General features: G+C 58.9%; 15 protein-coding genes. 4 read left to right on the top strand and 11 right to left on the bottom strand.

What is annotated here, in order from left to right:
* Window positions 1-7: 7 nt before the first annotated feature.
* A complete protein-coding gene (locus ACYVI2_RS25905; RefSeq protein ID WP_415817442.1) occupies window positions 8-3,328 on the bottom strand; it encodes an acetyl-CoA carboxylase family protein in 3,321 nt (1,106 codons plus the stop codon).
* Window positions 3,329-3,477: 149 nt separating this feature from the next.
* Here ACYVI2_RS25905 and ACYVI2_RS25910 point away from each other — a divergent pair, with 149 nt between their 5' ends.
* Window positions 3,478-4,446, top strand: a complete 969-nt coding sequence (locus ACYVI2_RS25910; RefSeq protein ID WP_415817440.1) for a LysR family transcriptional regulator — start codon at window positions 3,478-3,480, stop codon at window positions 4,444-4,446.
* A 59-nt stretch (window positions 4,447-4,505) separates the two neighbouring features.
* On the opposite strand, the gene ACYVI2_RS25915 is transcribed toward ACYVI2_RS25910, so the two are convergent.
* The 7 genes from ACYVI2_RS25915 to ACYVI2_RS25945 form a co-directional block, all read right to left on the bottom strand.
* Complete coding sequence (locus ACYVI2_RS25915; protein ID WP_415817438.1) at window positions 4,506-5,153, bottom strand: 3-oxoacid CoA-transferase subunit B; 648 nt, start codon at window positions 5,151-5,153, stop codon at window positions 4,506-4,508.
* 7 nt (window positions 5,154-5,160) lie between these two features.
* Window positions 5,161-5,841, bottom strand: a complete 681-nt coding sequence (locus ACYVI2_RS25920; protein WP_415817436.1) for a 3-oxoacid CoA-transferase subunit A — start codon at window positions 5,839-5,841, stop codon at window positions 5,161-5,163.
* A 41-nt stretch (window positions 5,842-5,882) separates the two neighbouring features.
* Window positions 5,883-6,659 (bottom strand): SDR family oxidoreductase, encoded by a 777-nt coding sequence (locus ACYVI2_RS25925; RefSeq protein ID WP_415817435.1) that lies wholly within the window; start codon window positions 6,657-6,659, stop codon window positions 5,883-5,885.
* Between the two features lie 26 nt (window positions 6,660-6,685).
* Window positions 6,686-7,864, bottom strand: a complete 1,179-nt coding sequence (locus ACYVI2_RS25930) for an acetyl-CoA C-acyltransferase (protein WP_415817433.1) — start codon at window positions 7,862-7,864, stop codon at window positions 6,686-6,688.
* A gap of 23 nt (window positions 7,865-7,887) precedes the next feature.
* Window positions 7,888-9,972, bottom strand: coding sequence for a 3-hydroxyacyl-CoA dehydrogenase NAD-binding domain-containing protein (locus ACYVI2_RS25935; protein ID WP_415817431.1), 2,085 nt, complete (start codon window positions 9,970-9,972; stop codon window positions 7,888-7,890).
* A 68-nt stretch (window positions 9,973-10,040) separates the two neighbouring features.
* Entirely contained in the window at window positions 10,041-10,862 is an 822-nt protein-coding gene (locus ACYVI2_RS25940; protein ID WP_415817429.1) for an IclR family transcriptional regulator, read from the bottom strand.
* A 31-nt stretch (window positions 10,863-10,893) separates the two neighbouring features.
* The gene (locus ACYVI2_RS25945) at window positions 10,894-11,847 is read right to left on the bottom strand and encodes a tripartite tricarboxylate transporter substrate binding protein (RefSeq protein ID WP_415817427.1); all 954 of its coding nucleotides are present in this window, start codon (window positions 11,845-11,847) and stop codon (window positions 10,894-10,896) included.
* Between the two features lie 219 nt (window positions 11,848-12,066).
* Here ACYVI2_RS25945 and ACYVI2_RS25950 point away from each other — a divergent pair, with 219 nt between their 5' ends.
* The 3 genes from ACYVI2_RS25950 to ACYVI2_RS25960 all read left to right on the top strand — a co-directional run bounded on the left by ACYVI2_RS25950 (window position 12,067) and on the right by ACYVI2_RS25960 (window position 14,644).
* On the top strand, window positions 12,067-13,869 hold the full coding sequence (locus ACYVI2_RS25950) for an acyl-CoA dehydrogenase (RefSeq protein ID WP_415817424.1): 1,803 nt from the start codon (window positions 12,067-12,069) through the stop codon (window positions 13,867-13,869).
* 158 nt (window positions 13,870-14,027) lie between these two features.
* On the top strand, window positions 14,028-14,258 hold the full coding sequence (locus ACYVI2_RS25955) for a glycine zipper 2TM domain-containing protein (RefSeq protein WP_415817422.1): 231 nt from the start codon (window positions 14,028-14,030) through the stop codon (window positions 14,256-14,258).
* Between the two features lie 8 nt (window positions 14,259-14,266).
* Complete coding sequence (locus ACYVI2_RS25960) at window positions 14,267-14,644, top strand: EF-hand domain-containing protein (RefSeq protein ID WP_415817420.1); 378 nt, start codon at window positions 14,267-14,269, stop codon at window positions 14,642-14,644.
* 37 nt (window positions 14,645-14,681) lie between these two features.
* Here ACYVI2_RS25960 and ACYVI2_RS25965 read toward each other — a convergent pair whose 3' ends face one another.
* From ACYVI2_RS25965 to ACYVI2_RS25975, 3 genes are read right to left on the bottom strand one after another with little or no spacing between them, the layout of a single operon-like run.
* A complete protein-coding gene (locus ACYVI2_RS25965) occupies window positions 14,682-15,818 on the bottom strand; it encodes an NADH:flavin oxidoreductase/NADH oxidase (protein ID WP_415817418.1) in 1,137 nt (378 codons plus the stop codon).
* Window positions 15,819-15,855: 37 nt separating this feature from the next.
* Window positions 15,856-16,947, bottom strand: a complete 1,092-nt coding sequence (locus ACYVI2_RS25970; RefSeq protein ID WP_415817416.1) for an NADH:flavin oxidoreductase/NADH oxidase — start codon at window positions 16,945-16,947, stop codon at window positions 15,856-15,858.
* 45 nt (window positions 16,948-16,992) lie between these two features.
* Window positions 16,993-18,024 carry a LacI family DNA-binding transcriptional regulator gene (locus ACYVI2_RS25975; protein ID WP_415817414.1) on the bottom strand — a complete coding sequence of 344 codons (1,032 nt, stop codon included), beginning with the start codon at window positions 18,022-18,024 and terminating at the stop codon, window positions 16,993-16,995.
* Window positions 18,025-18,032 lie beyond the last annotated feature (8 nt).

Genomic DNA, 18,032 nt, shown 5'->3' on the forward strand with positions numbered 1-18,032 from the left:
TTTATGCTCACCATGTATCGACAAAGGAGCGACGTGCCCGGCCCGCACGCAGCGCTGCGGACGCGATCCCCTGACGAATCCAGGTGCGAGTTTCGGCCGGATCGATGACTGCGTCGATTTCGGTCGTAGAAGCGACGTTGATGGCATGGCCACGCTCGTATGCGCGCGCTACCAATTGGTCGTAAAGTGCTTGGCGCTCGGGCCCTGGCGGAACATTCTCGAGTTCCTTTTTAAAACCCAACCTGATCGAGCCCTCCAGCCCCATAGGGCCGAACTCTCCTGTCGGCCACGACACCGCACAACTTGCAGAGCGAAAACTCCCCCCCGCCATTGCCATGGCGCCCAGACCATAGCCTTTACGCAGCGCAATCGCCAGCAGCGCGACGCGCAATTTGGCAGCCACCACAAACATCCGGGACACATGGCGAACCTGCGCCTTTGCCTCCTCGTCAGGGCCGACCATGAATCCCGGGGTATCGATCAGGGAAATGATCGGCAACCCGTGAACGTCACACAGCGTCATAAAGCGCGCTGCCTTGTCCGCCGCATCAGCGTCGATGGCGCCGCCCAAATGGTGCGGGTTATTGGCGATGATGCCGACCGATTGGCCCTCGACCCGAGCCAAAGCCGTGTGCAGCCCATGCCCGAATCCAGAGCGCAACATCAGTACGCTGCCCACATCCGCGATGCCTTCGATGACCTTGCGGCTATCGTAGACACGCAGGCGATTCTCCGGGACCATATGCCGCAGTTCGAGCGGATTGGGCGCCGACCAGGTTGTCGTGCGTCCCTGAAACATCGAGAGGTAGCGCTTTGCCACCGCGACGGCCTCGGCTTCGTTTTCCACCAGAATGTCGATCACGCCGTTGGCAAACTGCACAGGCGCAGGGCCGACTTCCTCGGGCTTGAAAATACCCAGCCCCCCGCCCTCAATCATGGCCGGCCCCGCCATGCCGATGTTTGAACACTTGTCCGCAATGATGACGTCACATACGCCTAGAAAAGCAGCATTGCCGGCAAAGCATCGACCCGACACGATGCCCAGTAGAGGAACCTCGCCGCTCAATTCCGCCAGAGACGCAAAGGTGGGTTGATACAGCCCGGACACGAATGGAAAGTCCACGTCTCCCGGACGGCCGCCGCCGCCCTCCGCGAACAACACCAATGGCATCTCATCGCGATGCGCGCGTTCGACCAGCCTGTCTGTTTTGATGTGATTACGTTTGCCTTGCGTGCCTGCCAGGACCGTTGCGTCGTAGGCCAGCACGGCGCTCAGCGAGGCGTCATAGCCGAATTCAGCGCCATTGATGTTGCCAACACCCGTAACAATGCCGTCGGCAGGCGTATTGGCGATCAAGTCTTCCTTTGTGCGCCGCGTGGCCTGTGCGGCAATGACCAAAGCGCCATATTCGACAAAGGAGCCGTCGTCGCACAGATCGGCGATATTTGCACGGGCGGTGCGCTGTCCTCTCGACTGCCGCTTTGCCACCGCATCAGGGCGTGCCTCATCATACAGAATCGCATGACGATCAAATACGGCCTGCAAATCCGGGCGGACGGCGTTCAAGTCAACGGTTTTTACGTCGACGTCCAGGTCGACGCCGCCCGGGCCCTGCTCGATCACCACCAGAATTTCGTTTTCGGCCGCTTGATTTCCCTGAATGGCGCGGACGTCCACGACTCGGCCATTGCCCTCGGCAACAACGGAATACTCCATTTTCATCGCTTCGATGACCGCAATGGGTTGGCCTTTCTGTACCACGTCGTCCACGGCAACCGACAGCTCGACAATACGACCGCTCAACGGCGCGCGACAAGCGACCAAATGGTCATCGATCCGCTCATCAATGGCAATTGCTTTCAAAACAGACGACACAGCAGGCGTATGCGCGTCCTCGCCGATGAGCCGATCCTTTGCCTGCTGTTCCAGTTCTAACTGAGTAGCAGCAGTCAGCAGTTCCGGCAAAATCGCCTCTACATGCCGCGTATGGTTCTGCTGCAGCAGGAAATCATCACGCTCGACTAGCGCCCTGAGCAGCTCAATATTCGTCGCCACCCCAACGACGCGGAACTCCCCCAAGCTGCGGCGCAGGCGTCTGACGACGCTGGAGAAATCCTCGTTGGCACTCGATACGACCAACTTGGCCAAAAGCGTGTCAAAGGCCGACGCTGGCGAGTAGCCACTATAGGCGTGCGTATCGACTCGCACGTCCGGACCGGTAGGCGGATCAAACCGCTCAAGCCGCCCGTGTGCAGGGCGAGCCATGCCGGTAGCATCGGTCGTTTCTGTCGTGATCCGCGCCTGAATGGCATACCCTCGCGGCTGCGGAGGGCACGCAGGATCCAAACCCAAGGCCTGCAGGCTTTTCCCCTGCGCGATACCGATTTGCACTGCCACCAGATCTACACCTGTGACCTGCTCTGTGATGGTGTGCTCGACTTGCAGTCTAGGATTGGCTTCGATGAAAACGAAACTTGTCTGTACGCCACGGTCGTCTTCCTCGACGAGGAATTCAAATGTGCCCAGGCCGCGATAGTTCGCTTTCGATGCGAGCTTTTTTGCGGCAGCGAGAATGCCAGTGCGCAACGCGGCGTCGAGAACCGGACTGGGCGCTATTTCGACGACCTTCTGAAAACGCCGCTGCAGCGTGCAATCGCGCTCACCCAGCGCAACGACATTGGCGCCATCGCCGATGATTTGCACTTCGATGTGGCGAGCACGATTGACCAGGCGTTCCGCATAGAGCGCATCCACTCCAAATGCGGACGTCGCCTCGGATCGACAGCGGGCATAGCGTTCTGGAATTTCGGATTTATCCTGTACGACACGCATGCCGCGGCCGCCACCCCCGCCAACCGCCTTGATGACGATGCCGACGCCGCCCTGTTGGTCGAAGAACTGCATGATCTCTTCGAGCGTCGCCCCACCGTGCGTCGCCGGCATCACCGGAACTTCGCATTCTCGGGCGAGTTTCAGGGCGCGCCCCTTGTCGCCGAACAAAGCCAACTGTTCGACCTCTGGGCCAATGAAGGTGATCCCCGCATCGGCACAGGCTTGTGCGAAATCCGATCTCTCGCTCAGAAATCCATAGCCTGGATGAATGGCATCGCAGTCCTCACTTTTTGCTGCGGCGATGATGGCGTCGATATCGATATAGGCCGCAGGGCCAGACCCGTTCAGCGCAACCGCCGTATCCGCCAAAATTCGATGCCGTGAGTTCGAGTCATCTCGGGAATACACAGCCACGCTTTGCATGCCTAGGTCACGTATGGCGCGAAAAACCCGAACGGCAATTTCGCCACGGTTGGCAACCAAAATTCTTTTCATGGTTCTTGATCTCTTGTCTCATGGTTCTATCGCCGGCAAGGCACTCCAACCCGACCCATGGTATTTGCCGCGCAACTACGAGACAATTCACATCTTTCTCTGGCGGCTATAGCGGTTTGGCATAGATCAATCAGTGGAGTGAGCCGACGATGGACTTAAGACAACTACGAACCATTCTGGCCATTGCGGAGACGGGCAGTCTCACCAGAGCGTCGGAATTGCTGCACATCGTTCAACCCGCGCTATCTCGGCAGCTGAAACAGTTGGAAGACGAGTTGGGCGCGCCTTTGTTCCACCGAAACCACCTGGGGATGGTTCTGACCGTCCCGGGCCGCCGCTTTGTCGATCAGGTACGTGTGTCTCTCAAAGGGCTGAATCAGGCCAAGGCGGACATTGGCGCTGCGGCCAAGAACCTGATGGGATCAGTGGCCATCGGGATGTTGCCCGGTCTGGCCGCCGTATTGGCGGGACCATTGGTCACTTCGCTGCGTCGCCAGTATCCGGACCTGAAAGTACGAATCGCTGCGGGATTCTCTGATTTTTTGCAGGATGGCCTCGAGGACGGCAAGCTGGACATCTGCCTCATGGGCGACTACCTGCAATCGGAGATGCTGCAGACCTCGCCGGTATATCGTGAGCCCATCTACGTGGTAGGCCTGCCGGGTTGCGGGCTTTCGCAATCGAGCCCGGTCAACCTCGCAGAGGTCGTAAAACTGCCTATGGTGGTTCCTGAGGCAAAGAGTCTGCGCAACGCCATCGACCGTGCGTGCACCATCATTGGCGTCAACCTGAATCCAGTCGCTGAATCGGACAGTACTGCCGTCATCCTGGACTTGGTTGAACGGGGTGTGGGCTACACCATCCTGCCGGTCATGCCCATCACCCCGATGCTGGACGCCCAGCGACTCGTAGGCGCACCAATAGTCAGTCCGTCGCTAGGCAGAACGATCATATCTTGTAGCCCCATGCTCACGCGTAACCCACATACGGTAAAGGCGCTGCATAGTGAATTGATCGCCTTGCTGCGGCCATATGTGCGGAAATTTAAAAACGCGGGTGTCACGTGGCTCGTGGAGAATGAGGGGGATCGGGAATCCCATCAGCCCGGGTTGACATGAAGGTCTTGCCGTCGGGATTGAACCCGAGTTCGCTGTAACGAAATCACCCGCCCACCATCTCAACGATCGTCCGGAAAGTGCAATGGTGCTCCGGTACACGCTCGCAACTCGCCATCACTGATATCTACGAGCTTCTCTCTCAGGACAAATCCTTTCGGCGTGATATCAACGATCGCCAGATCCGTGTAGACGCGATGCACCACACCGGGGCCTGTCAATGGCAGTGTGCAGTTCTCGACCAGCTTTGGCGTGCCGTCCTTGGCGTTGTGTTCCATCAGGATGAACACTTTTCGCGCGCCAACGGACAGATCCATTGCACCGCCAACGGCGGGCGGCTCGCCTTTGCGGCCCAGGGACCAGTTTGCCAGGTCACCCGTCTGCGACACCTGCATGCCACCCATGATGCACAAGTCCAAATGGCCGCCACGCATCATGGCAAACGAGTCCACATGGCCAAAAAAGGCGCCTCCGGTGAGCAGCGTTACGGGGTGCTTGCCGGCGTTGATGAGCTCGTGGTTCTCTTCGTCGGGCGCGGCTGCCGGTCCCATGCCAAGCATGCCGTTCTCGCTCTGCAGCAAGATCTCGTCGGCAGGATCGAGGTGGTTGGCCACCAGTTCCGGCAGACCGATGCCGATATTGACGTAACTACCGGCAGGGATATCCTTTGCAAGCCGCGCGGCCATCTGAATGCGGGTGAGTTTTTGCATCGCGTTTTCAACTTGAGAATTGGGGATTGCTGACGACCACCACTCGCTGCACGAATATGCCGGGAGTCACAATGGCCTCGGGATCGAGCTCGCCCAGCGCGACCTTGTGTTTGACTTGTACGATGGTTGTTTTTGCGGCTTGGCACATCACCGGGCCGAAATTGCGCGCCGTCTTGTTGTAGATGAGATTGCCCCACCTGTCGCCTTTCTCGGCTAGCACCAATGCGTAGTCCGCATGCAATGGGCGTTCAAACACATAGCCATGACCGTCGATCTCTCGGACCTCTTTGCCCGCTGCCAGTTCGGTGCCGTAGCCCGTACGCGTATAAAAACCGCCGAGCCCAGCCCCCGCCGCATGCAGGCGTTCGGCAATCGTACCCTGCGGAACACATTCCAACTCGATGCGCCCTTCGGCGTAGAACTGGTTGAACACGTAAGAATGGCTGGCCCTCGGAAACGAACAGATCATCTTGCGAACGCGCTCGGCTTTTATCAGCGCCGCCAAACCGACTTCGTGATTGCCTGCATTGTTGCTGACCATCGTCAGGTCGCGTGCGCCCTGCTCTAGCAACGCGTGCAGGAGTTCCGTCGGATGCCCTGCGCCGCCAAACCCGCCGACCAGAACCGTCGCTCCGTCGGGGATATCGGCCACCGCCTCATGTACGTTGTCCTTGAACTTGTCGATCATCTCAGTCCCGCATTAGTAAAGTTTTGTCGCGCTCGCCTGCATCAGGCGCTGACACTGGCACCGCCGTCCACCAGAATCGCCTGGCCTGTGATATGACGAGAGGCCTCACTGGCCAGCAGGACTGCAATGCCTTTCAGGTCTTCTTCGCCGCCGACGCGCTCCAACGGTATGCGGTCCAACAGCGACTGTCCCATGCGCTGAATCTGCACGTCCGCCATGCGCGACGAGAAATAACCCGGGCATATGGCATTGACGTTGATGTTGTAGCGTCCCCACTCGCATGCCAGCGTCCGCGTGAAGTTGACGGCGGCAGCCTTCGACGTGTTGTAGGCGATCGTCGATACGCCCTTTGCGGTACCGCGCATCCCCGCGGCGGAGGCAACGGTAATGATCTTGCCGGCGCGGCGTGGAATCATCGTTCGGCGCCCGACTTCCCTGGAAAGATAAAACACGGCGTTGATGTTCAGGTCCATGACCTTGTGCCACGCTTCATCGGGGTAGTCTTCCGCAGGCGCCCCCCAAGTCGCGCCCGCGTTGTTGACCAGCACATCGATCACGCCAAAGCGATCCAGCACCCGGTCCACGAGGCCAGGTATGGTGTCGAACTGCGAGAGGTTTCCAGGCACAGTGAGCACCTCAATCCCCTGAGACTGCAGGTGCTGCGCAGCAGCCTCCAGCTCGGCTTCTTTGCGAGCGGTGATGGCCACCTTGCAGCCCATCTCGCCCAAGGCCTCTGCTATTTGCAGTCCCAGGCCGCGAGATCCGCCCGTAATGAGAGCGACTTTTCCTTCCAACTGAAACAGCGACTTTACGCTCATCGATTTCTCCTTCCGGGCCGCGCCGATCAAGCCACTTCGAAAAGACCGGCGGCGCCCTGCCCGCCGCCCACGCACATCGTCACGACGACGTACCGCGCGCCACGGCGCTTGCCCTCGATCAAGGCGTGCGCCGTCAAGCGGGATCCTGACACGCCATACGGATGTCCTACGGCAATGGCGCCGCCATTCACATTGAGGCGATCATCGGGTATGCCGAGATGGTCACGGCAGTAGATCACCTGGCAGGCAAAGGCCTCGTTCAGTTCCCATAGATCAATGTCAGATACCTTGAGCCCGGCCCGTTTGAGCAGACGGGGTACGGCAAAGATAGGGCCAATGCCCATCTCGTCGGGTTCGCAGCCGGCAACGGCGAAACCGCGGAATATGCCCAGTGGTTGAATACCTCGGCGTTCCGCCAGCTTTGCATCCATGACCAGGCAGGCCGATGCGCCGTCAGAGAACTGGCTCGCGTTGGCCGCCGTTATCACGCCGCCGGGCAGCGCAGAACGGACGCCCGAGATGCTCTCGAGCGTGGTGTCTGCGCGTATCCCCTCATCCGATGAGATTGTCACCTCACGACGCGAAACTTTACCCGTGGCTTTGTCCTGCACGGCCATGATAGTCGTCATGGGTACGATCTCGGCATCGAACAGGCCGGCGTCACGTGCAGCGGCAGCGCGTTGCTGGCTGCGCACGCCATAAGCGTCCTGCGCGTCTTTGCTGATGTTATATCGGCGGGCGACATTCTCTGCGGTCTGCAGCATGCTCAGATAGAGGGCAGGCTTGTGCTCGAGCAGCCACGGGTCGCGGCGCATGTGCATATTGGCTTCATTCTGCGTGCACGAAATGCTCTCAACCCCGCCGGCAACAATCATCGGCGCGCCTTCGACCATCACACGCTGAGCGGCCAAGGCGATGCTTTGCAGGCCTGTGGAGCAAAACCGATTGATACTCATGCCGGCCGTCGTTACCGGCAGGCCTGCGCGCAAGGCGATGGCACGGGCGATGTTTCCGCCGGTCGTGCCTTCCAGATAGGTGCCGCCCATGATGCAGTCCTCGACGTCGGCGGGGTCAACACCAGCTCGGGCAACGGCATGATGAACCGCGTGAGCGCCCAGCGTCGCGCCATACGTCATGTTGAACGCGCCGCGCCATGATTTAGCCAGGGCGGTGCGAGCCGTAGAAACAATGACAGCCTCGTTCATGATGTCCTCAATGTGATCACGGATTATTTCAATGCGTCGCCGGAATCGGCCAGCTGAACCAGCATCGAGGCTGGCTGCCAGAAATCCGGGTTGCGCGACTGCGCGGCAAACCGGCGCATCGCGCGTACCACGTTGTACAGGCCGACCCGCTGGGCAAAGTGCATGGGGCCACCGCGATGCAGCGGGAAGCCATACCCATTGAGGTATACGATGTCCAGGTCAGAGGCCCGTTGCGCGATGCCTTCCTCCAGGATTCGTGCGCCCTCGTTGACCAGCGCGAACACGCAGCGCTCGACGATCTCACGCGAGGTAAAACTGCGCGGCACGATGGATTTCTCCTGGCGGTAGGCATCGAGAATCTCGGCGACCACGGGGTCCGAGTGGGCAGTGCGGCTACCGGATTCGTATCGATACCAACCCGCGCCGGTCTTCTGACCAAATCGTCCTGCTTCGCAGAGGCGATCCGCGACGCAGGAGAAATCCCGGTCCGGTTGCTCGGCTTGCCGGCGCTTTCGGATGGCCCAACCAATGTCCAAGCCCGCCAGATCGCCCATGCGGTAAGGCCCCATGGCAAAACCGAAGTCCTCGAGCGCGCTGTCGATCTCCTTGGGCGACGCCCCCAGCAACAGCAATTCCTCGCCTGCATCACGATAGCCATTGAGCATGCGGTTGCCGATAAAGCCGTCGCACACCCCAGAAACGACCGGCTGCTTACCGATCACCTTTGCCAGATTGAGAGAGGTCGCGAGAACTTCGTCGGAGGTCTGATCCGCGCGGACGATTTCAAGCAGTCGCATGACATTGGCCGGGCTGAAGAAATGCAGGCCCACCACATCTGCGGGACGCTTTACGAATGTCGCGATCGCATTGACGTCAAGGGTAGAGGTGTTAGTCGCCAGGATCGCGCCAGGTTTTAGCACCTCGTCCAACACGCGGAATACTTTTTCCTTGATTGCCATGTCTTCGAACGCGGCCTCGATGACCAGGTCGGTATCACTCAGATCACCATAGCTGAGGGTCGTTTGTAGCAAGGCAACTCGCTGGTCCATCTGCGTTTGGCTGATTCTGCCCTTGCGCTTGGTCGCTTCGTAGTTCTTACGGATGGCGGCGACACCTCGGGCAAGCGCCTCGTCGTTCATATCAAGCAAGGTCACCGGTATGCCGGCGTTCAGGAAATTCATGCTGATGCCGCTACCCATGGTGCCAGCGCCAATGACGCCGACTCGCCGGATCTCGCGCTTCGGAGTGTGCGGCGAGATGCCCTGCACCTTGGTCGCGGCACGCTCGGCAGCGAAGACATGCCGTAGTGCTGCGGATTCAGGTGTATTCATCAGTTGGATGAAAAGCGACCGCTCTTTCTTGATCCCATCATCGAATGGAAGCAGGCAGCCGGCAACGGCCTCGACGCATTGCGAGGGTGCGGGCAGCCGAGGATGAGCGGCTGCCGTATTCCGTCGAACGACTTGCAGGAACGCTTGTGCGTCCGGCTCCGTGATAGTGATGTCGCGCGTGCGCCGGATCGGATCGCCGGCGCGAACGCGTTCGCGGGCAAACGCCATGGCGGCATCCGCTACAGCGCCCTCGACCACCAGATCAAACAAACGGGTGTCGGCCAAATCAGCGGCTTTTTCCTTTTTGCCGTTGACGATCATATCCAGACCTCGTTCCAGCCCCACCAGGCGTGGCAGCCGTTGCGTGCCTCCCGCGCCGGGCAATAGGCCCAGCTTTACTTCCGGCAAACCAACCAAAGTCCGTCCGGCAGCAACACGGTAATGTGCCGCCAGGGCTAACTCGAGACCGCCACCAAGACATATGCCATCGATGGCGGCAACGACGGGCTTTGAATATGCATCGAGCGCGTCAATGACATCGCGCAACGTGGGATGCCAGTTCGCCTTTGGCGTTCCGAACTCGGTAATGTCCGCACCGCCCGAGAACACCTGCTCGGAGCCCGTTATCACCACAGCCCGTACCGCTGCGTCTGCCTCGGCCTGGTCCAACGCCTCCAGGATCTGTCGGCGTTGCATGTGCCCCATGCTGTTGACGGGTGGATTCTGCATCGTGATCAGAGCGATGCCGTCGACCACGGTATAGGTGAGCTGCGTCATATGGATGAAGAACCTTTCACGTTCGGTGTAATGGAAAAAGCAATACAGGCATTGCCTACGGCGGCAGCCTAGGCAGGAGCGCCTGTCTGTTCCTTGATCTGTGATGCCAGATCCAGCAATCGGGGACGAACCTCGTTAAGCAGATACTCGCGAGACATGCGAAACGCAGGCCCGCCGAAGTTCAGCGCCATCAGAGGCTGGCTGCCGCCCAGCCGTAGGCCGACGGCGATGCTGTGCACGTCCGGGTTCCAGTCGCCAAAGCAGCAGGTGCACCCGAGCTTGTCGTAGTCTTCCTGTGCCTGCTCGAGTCCTCGTGCGATAGCTTGTCCGGAGCCGATGTCCAGTTCACTGGCGCGCTCAATGATCTCGCGTTGCTCTGCGGGGCCCGCCTCTACCAGATAAGCGCGTCCGATGGCCGTGACGGCAATGGGCACATGCGAACCCATTTGCAGATTCAAGGTCAAGGCGACCTGACTACGGCAGGCCTCCAGATACAGCATCGAAAATCTGTCGCGGGCACCGAGTGCCACCAGACCACCGCAGGCGGTCGCCAACTGCTGCATGCCAGGCTTGGCAATCTGGCGTACGTCCAGCTTGGCGAGCATACCGGCCCCCAAAGCCAACGTGGCTACGCCGAGGTGATATTTGCCGGTGCTCTCGTCCAGCCGCAGGTAGCCCAGTCGTGCCAGCGTGGCGGTCAGGCGCGACACTGTGGACTTTGGCAGCCCGCAGTGACGCGCGATCTCTTGGTTACCCAACGCACTGTCGCCGCCGTTGAAGCTGGCGAGAACCTCCAAGCCGCGCGCTAGCGCTGTCACGAAATGCCTGTCTTCCGTGTCCGTGCTTTTTGAACGCGGCAGAGTGTCTGTAGAGGTTTGCGCAATAGTCATGTTTTACATCTAGGGCACGAAGCCCGGATCGTTACAGGCCTAGATCGGTGATCAAGGGTTTTTGGGTTTCATACTCGTTCTTGGCGAACGCAGCATAAGCATCATGATCGAGGTAGTACGTTCTGACGCCGAAGTTCTTGGCAGCAGTCTTGACCTCGTTGTCTTCCAATGCCGCTTTGATGGCTTTGTCCAGCTTTTCGACGATAGGAGCAGGCAGATTCGCAGGGCCTCCGATTCCCAGGGGCGATTTCACCACGACGTCGTAGCCTAGTTCCTTCAAGGTTGGTACGCCCGCGAACTCAGGGTTGCGCGCTTCGTCCGCCGTCGCCAGCACGCGTACGTTGCCCGATTTGACCTGAGCGAGAATGCTGTTCGTCACTACGGCGGCCCGAACATGCCCGCCCACCAACGCTGCGGTCGCGTCCGCGTCGCCTTTGTAAGGGATGTGAGTGAACTCTACGCCCTCGCGTTTGCCCAGCATAGCGAGCACAACTTGATTGCCCGTGTACCGCCCCGGTGTACCGTAATCGATCTCGCCCGGATGCTGTTTCGCATAGTCAACCAGGTCCTTGGCCGTCTTGAACGGTGAATCAGCCTTCACGGCCAGCGCGAAGTCATAGGTCAGAATCGTCGCAATGTAGGTCACGTCACGGATGGGATTCCAGGACACTGGTTGTAAATGCGGTTGGCGAAAGATGCCTACCGGCGTCATGGTCAGGGTGTAGCCGTCGGGTTTGGCTGTCTGCATCGCCGCCACCCCCATGGACCCGCCCACGCCTGGCTTGTTTTCGATGACTACGGGCTGCTTCAACTGTTTCGACAAGCTGGTCGCCAGCGCTCGCGCCATGACGTCAGTGGTGCCACCGGCGCCATACGGAACAATGATGGTGATCGGCTTTTCAGGATAGTTGTCCTGGGCAGCGGCAGCTGAGGGGACCTGGCTGACGGCCAGCACGGATATCGCCAAGGCAGCACTGAATTTCATAGTTGTCTCCATAGGTGGGCATGTCGAAACTGCCGAAGCCGCGGCAAACGTGCACCTAATTCGTCAGCCACAACCAAACGCAGCGTGTAGAACCCGATACCGGATTTTTCCCGTTTTTTATGTGATTTGATGCTAGCATGGCTTAATTGGTTCTGCAATGCAGTTTTATATTCTGCATAGCGGAACATAAATCGCCTTGTTTGACGATTCGGAAGCCTGATGACAAATCTTCTTATCTGCCGCGACCATCTCGATTTTGTGCTGTACGACATGCTGGACAGTGTGTCGTTGACCCAGCGGGAACGCTATGCCGATCATTCTCGCGAGACCTTCGACGCCGCGATCAACGCGGCACAGCGCCTGGCCAGTCAACATTTCGCTCCTCACAATAGACTCTCGGACGAGAACGAGCCAGAGTTCGATGGCCAGGCAGTCAAAACCTTGCCCGCGGTCGGCGAAGCGGTACGCGCCTTTGCCAAAGGCGGATTCCTGGCCGCGACGCACGATTACGAACTGGGTGGCATGCAGCTGCCGATCACCATTTCTCAGTCCTGCCTGGCATTGTTCCGTGCGGCGAATGTGGGAACCTCAGCGTACTGTTTTCTCACCGCTGCCAATGCCAACCTGATACGCGCGTTCGGCACGCTCGAACAAAAAAAGCGATTCCTACCGTCCTTGCTCGAGGGGCGTTGGCTGGGAACGATGGCGTTGACCGAGTCCGATGCCGGGTCCTCGGTGCCTGATCTGCGCTCTACCGCCACCCCGCTATCTGACGGCCGCTATTCGATCAAGGGTCAGAAGATTTTCATCTCCGCAGGCGACCACGATATCAGCGAGAACATCGTGCACCTCGTTCTGGCGCGCATTGCCGGCGCACCGCCGGGCGCTCGAGGCCTGTCGCTGTTCATCGTGCCGAAGTTCCGCGTTGATGATGAGGGACGAGTTGGTGAATCGAACGATGTCGCGCTCGCGGGCTTGATCCATAAGATGGGCTACCGGGGCACCACATCAACGATGCTCTCATTCGGAGAAAACGATGGTTGCATCGGAGAGTTGATCGGAGAACCCGGCCAAGGCCTGCGCTGTATGTTCACGATGATGAACGAGGCGAGAATCGGCGTCGGCATGGGCGCCACCATGTTGGCCTACACGGGCTATCGCCATGCGCTGGCCTATGCGAAAGAGAGACGCCAGGGGCGGCTGCCCGGTGCTAACGACCCACATAGTCCACAGGTACCTATCGTCGAACATGCGGATGTGCGACGGATGCTGCTGACTCAGAAAGCCTATGCAGAAGGCGCGTTGTCCTTATGTCTCGTCGCAGCGAGGTTGGCCGACGATGAGGCGAATCATCCCGACGCGGATGAACGCGCGGAGGCCGCCTTGTTGTTGCCGCTGCTGATTCCCGTGGTCAAGTCTTGGCCTGCGCGTTTCGGATTGGCAACCAACGACCTTGCGATCCAGGTGCACGGCGGATACGGCTACACGCGCGAGTACCCTGTGGAACAGTTCTATCGAGACAATCGCCTGAATGCGCTACATGAAGGCACGCACGGTATTCAAGCGATGGACTTGCTGAATCGAAAGGTCGGCATGCACAACGGGCAGGCGCTGGAGCGTTTGCACCAGCGTGTGATGCGTACGATAGAGGCTGCAAAAGCCAGCGGCAACCCGAAGTTCGCCGAGCACGCGGTTGCATTAAACCTGTCGTGGCAGCAACTGCGTGAAACAACACGGGTATTGTTGGACGCAATTGCGCAAAGCCCCCGCGAAGGATGCGCCAATGCGGCCTACTACCTGGACCTGTTCGGTCATAACGTCGTCGCGTGGATTTGGCTGTGGCAGGCTCAAGTCGCGCATGCGCAGATAACGGCGCGCCCTGACCTTGCGGATTTTTACCTGGGTAAGATTGCGGCGTGCGATTGGTTCTTTCACACTGAACTTGCATTGACGTTGCCGGTGCATCAATTGCTGCAGGCCACGAATAGTTCGGCGCTAGGCGTGGAGATTGATTGGTTGTAGACGGACGATACCTCCTTTTGGGTCGTCCCCCCCCTGAAACGTTGCGCCGTGCGCTGATGAACGCCCGAGAGTGCTATTTTCCGAAACTTTGTATATGCTACTCCTGACGTCCTACTGCATTAGGTCCCTGTATTGACCGATCAAAGGAGGTAAATGCAATGAACAAGACATTCATAGCCATCGCGCTGATGGGCGCGTTGGCGGGCTGCCAATCGGGTGGCGGCATGCACACCAGCTCGGAATTCGACTGTATTGCCGGCACCGTGGGGGGAGCTGTTGCGGGTGGCCTGCTAGGCAGCATGGTCGGCGGCGGCACGGGCAAGACAGTTGCTACCGTCGCAGGCGCAGGTGCCGGCGGCTATGCCGGTAATCGCTTAGGCTGCAAATGAGGACCACCATGAAAAAGACACTGCACCGCCTCGCCCCCATTGCCGCGCTGTCGTTTTGCCTGGCCGGTTTTACGGCCCACGCCCAGACCCAGATGCAGCCGCGCCCGACCGAAGCCGAACTCTTTGAGCGGATGGACACCAACCGCGACGGCAACGTTACCCAAGCCGAGTATCGCACCTTCATGGAGCAAGCCTTCACCAAGCTCGACACCACAGGTGACGGCAAGCTCTCCCGGCCCGAAACCACTACCGTACTCACGGACTCCGAGTTCACCATGCTGGATAAGAACAAGCGTGGCTACGTCACGCGTGATGAATTCATGAGCCAGGTCATGGACGACTTCAGCAAGCAGGATCGTGACGGTAACGGCATGCTGACCCGTTGATATGTTCCGCTGGCGGTGTGAAATTACAGAGTAGTCTTTACACCGCCGCCAAGGCCTTTGCCCACTTGGATAGCCACCACCCGTAGGGTTCTGGCCAGCGCGAGAAGTTCGGGTCTTCTCCGAGCTCTTGCGCACAATGCTGCACCCAGGACGGGTTGAACAGCAATTGCCGGCCAATCGCCACCAGATCCGCCTTGCCGTCGCGCAGCACTTGTTCTGCCTCGGCGCCGGTACGGATCATGCCAACCGCCATGGTAGGAACGTTGGCCTTGCGGCGCACAGTTTCTGCAAAGGGAACCTGATAGAGCGGCCCGCGAGCGAGGTTGGAGTTGGTTGCGCCCCTGAGCAGATTCCCGCCAGACGAGCAATCGATCAAATCAACACCGGCCTCCTTCAGGCGTTCGGCCAGCACCACACTGTCTTCCAGTGTCCAGCCGCCATCAACCCAGTCGGTGGCGGAGATACGCGCAAAGATCGGCGTTTTATCGGATAGCGCCGCCCGCAGGTCACTCGCGATTTCCAGAGGGAGACGCATCCGGTTCTCGAGAGAGCCGCCATAAGCATCCGTACGTTTGTTTGCCAGCGGCGTGAGAAAACTCTGCAGCAGATAGCCATGCGCCAAATGCAGCTCAATAATGTCGAACCCCGCCCGCTCAGCCAATAAAACAGTCTGTACAAATTCTTGGCGCAGCAGCTGAATTCGATCCAGCGTCATTGCTTCAGGTACCGGCCACCCGGGTGCGAACGGCAGATCCGAGGGGCCTTCCGGCTGCCACAGCTCCTCTCCTCGCGAGATATCGTCTGCAGTCAGGGGGCCATTACCCTGCCACGCTCGCTGCGCACTGGCTTTGCGTCCACCATGATTGATTTGAATCGCCGCCTTGCTGCCAAAGCTGTGAATCACATCGGTGAGCCGGCGAAATGCCGGCAGATGGTCTTCGCTCCAAAGCCCCAGGCAGCCATTGGTAATTCTGCCTCGACGGCAAACCGCCGTCTGCTCGACAGTGACCAAGCCCACCCCCCCCATGGCGAACTTGCCATAATGGGTCATATGAAAGTCATTCAGTGCGGCTTCTTCAGCGATATACATCGCCATAGGAGACAAGACAATGCGATTCGGAAGCGTCACCCCACGGTAGGTGATCGGGCTGAAAATCAAATAGTCATTGGACATGATCAACACTCGCAAAATATGGGTTCAACGCAGCAAGTTAGCGGGGCAGATTTCTTAAGCTGGGGTGGCAGCGCAGATACGGATCCGCAACGCGCATTTCGCCTTTTAGCGTCAGGCCGGCATGCCAGGCCCAACGCGGGTTGAACAGCATTCCGCGGCCCACGGCAATCAGATCGGCTTTTTCTTCGATCAATACGCGATTCGCCACATCCGGATCGGACAGCATGCCAACTGCTATCACCGGTATTCCGGACTGAGCACGAACCTCGGCGGCAGCGGGGACCTGATAGGCAGGACCAACGGTAATTTTTTGATCAGGGGAAATTCCGCCGCTCGAGATGGCGACGTAATCGCAACCTAATGCCTTCAGGCGCGCGGCGAACACCGCAGACGATGCGATATCCCAACCGCCTTGCACCCAGTCGGTGACGGAAATGCGTACCCCCATGGGTTTCTCTGCCGGCCACGCCTCGCGCAGACGCCGGAAAACCTCCAGGGGATAACGCATTCGCCCTTCGATGTCTCCGCCCCACTGATCGTCGCGGGAATTACTCAAGGGAGATAAAAAGGTATTCAAAAAATAGCCATGCGCCGCATGCAGCTCCACCAGATCAAACCCAGCTTCATCGGCCCTTCTGAGTGCTGCCAGATAGCTCTCGGCAATCCGTTCCAGGTCCGCCTCATCGGGGCAGATCGGTTCATCACGGCCCGGGTAGGGCTTGGCCGACGCTCCCCACAACCTCCATCCACCATCTGATTCAGATAGTGCAGCGCCCCCCTTCCAGGGCTGGGCAACCGAGGCTTTGCGTCCAGCGTGCGCCAGCTGGATTCCCATGTAGCTTGCATTAGGGCGGCGGGCAAAATTCACGATTCTCCGCAGACCGTCAACGTGGGCGTCGTCCCACAAACCCAAGCAACACGGCGATACACGGCCCTCGGGCAAAACGGCAGTGGCTTCCATGATGACCAGCCCGGCGCCTGACAGAGAAAGACTGCCGTAATGAACGAGATGCCAGTCCGTCACATGGCCATCGGCATTGGCCGAGTATTGCGCCATTGGCGATACGACAACTCGATTCGGCAACGTCAGCTCGCGCATACGATAAGGTTGAAACAACAAATCGTTCACTTGTATCTCTCTCCATCCGTTGCTGAATCCGATATCAGCAGAGTGTTATGAAGGAACGCGTCTGCAGGATTGCCGCAATATCAATTCCGTTGGAATCTCAATCCTGACGGACTTGTCCTCGTGAGTCCGGTTTTCTATTTGGTCAATCAGGTTTTCCGCAGCCATTCGGCCCAGGGCCAAGGCGTCATATCGCACAGCGGTGATCTGTGGTGTCACAATTCGCGCGATATCGGTGTCATTGCCGCAAATCAAAGAAAGATCGTCGGGGATCCTTTTGCCGATCAGTTGTAAGGCCTCCAGTACACCCGGCAGCAGGCGGACCCCCATCGATAACAGGGCCGTTGGCGGCTCCTTCATATTCATCAGGCGTTGGGTCTGCGACAGCCCGTACTCGGCCGAAAAAGAATCCAGGCAAAACAGCGTAGGATCAGGCTCAATCCCTGCCGAGCGCAGGGCTTCTTCGAGTGCGCGAACTCGATCGCGAGCGACTTTCGTACCTCGGCCGCCTGTAATCAAAGCAATTCGCCGATGGCCCAGGCCCAGCAAATATTCCACTGCCTGACGGGTCCCATGAAAATGATCGGCGCCGATGGACACCGAATTCATGGGAATTTCCCGCTCCATCATCACATGCGGAATGCCCCAATTCGAGATGGCAGACAGCACCGCACTATTGTTTTCGTCCTGGATCGTCAGGATCATTCCGTCGGCACGGCGTCGCTTGAAAAAATCCATCAACGCCACTTCACGCTCGGGGTTGCCATCGCTGCTGGCGGTGACCAGCAAATACCCCCTGGTACTCAGCACTTCTTCAGCGCCTTTGGTCATACTCGAATAGAGCGAATTTCGAATATCGGAGAATATGAATCCGATCATTCGCAGCGACGGCGACCGTATGTTCTGCGCGGCGATGTTCGGGCTCCAGCCCAACTCGTCTATCGCCGCCTGCACTTTCTTGACATAGGCAGGCCGAACCCCGGGAACGTTGTTGACAACGCGAGAGACCGTACCGATCGATACTCCTGCGCGATCGGCAACCTCTTGCACCGTGATTCTGAGGGGTGATGATGGTGACATCGTTTTTT

Source organism: Bordetella tumbae (assembly GCF_054780995.1).

Excerpts from the sequence above, each read along its gene's own strand:
- ACYVI2_RS25915 (WP_415817438.1), bottom strand. The coding sequence starts at position 5,153 with ATGCAAAAACTCACCCGCATTCAGATGGCCGCGCGGCTTGCAAAGGAT.
- ACYVI2_RS25950 (WP_415817424.1), top strand. The coding sequence starts at position 12,067 with ATGACAAATCTTCTTATCTGCCGCGACCATCTCGATTTTGTGCTGTAC.
- ACYVI2_RS25930 (WP_415817433.1), bottom strand. The coding sequence starts at position 7,864 with ATGAACGAGGCTGTCATTGTTTCTACGGCTCGCACCGCCCTGGCTAAA.
- ACYVI2_RS25960 (WP_415817420.1), top strand. The coding sequence starts at position 14,267 with ATGAAAAAGACACTGCACCGCCTCGCCCCCATTGCCGCGCTGTCGTTT.
- ACYVI2_RS25965 (WP_415817418.1), bottom strand. The coding sequence starts at position 15,818 with ATGTCCAATGACTATTTGATTTTCAGCCCGATCACCTACCGTGGGGTG.
- ACYVI2_RS25975 (WP_415817414.1), bottom strand. The coding sequence starts at position 18,024 with ATGTCACCATCATCACCCCTCAGAATCACGGTGCAAGAGGTTGCCGAT.
- ACYVI2_RS25945 (WP_415817427.1), bottom strand. The coding sequence starts at position 11,847 with ATGAAATTCAGTGCTGCCTTGGCGATATCCGTGCTGGCCGTCAGCCAG.
- ACYVI2_RS25910 (WP_415817440.1), top strand. The coding sequence starts at position 3,478 with ATGGACTTAAGACAACTACGAACCATTCTGGCCATTGCGGAGACGGGC.
- ACYVI2_RS25905 (WP_415817442.1), bottom strand. The coding sequence starts at position 3,328 with ATGAAAAGAATTTTGGTTGCCAACCGTGGCGAAATTGCCGTTCGGGTT.
- ACYVI2_RS25955 (WP_415817422.1), top strand. The coding sequence starts at position 14,028 with ATGAACAAGACATTCATAGCCATCGCGCTGATGGGCGCGTTGGCGGGC.
- ACYVI2_RS25925 (WP_415817435.1), bottom strand. The coding sequence starts at position 6,659 with ATGAGCGTAAAGTCGCTGTTTCAGTTGGAAGGAAAAGTCGCTCTCATT.
- ACYVI2_RS25920 (WP_415817436.1), bottom strand. The coding sequence starts at position 5,841 with ATGATCGACAAGTTCAAGGACAACGTACATGAGGCGGTGGCCGATATC.
- ACYVI2_RS25935 (WP_415817431.1), bottom strand. The coding sequence starts at position 9,972 with ATGACGCAGCTCACCTATACCGTGGTCGACGGCATCGCTCTGATCACG.
- ACYVI2_RS25940 (WP_415817429.1), bottom strand. The coding sequence starts at position 10,862 with ATGACTATTGCGCAAACCTCTACAGACACTCTGCCGCGTTCAAAAAGC.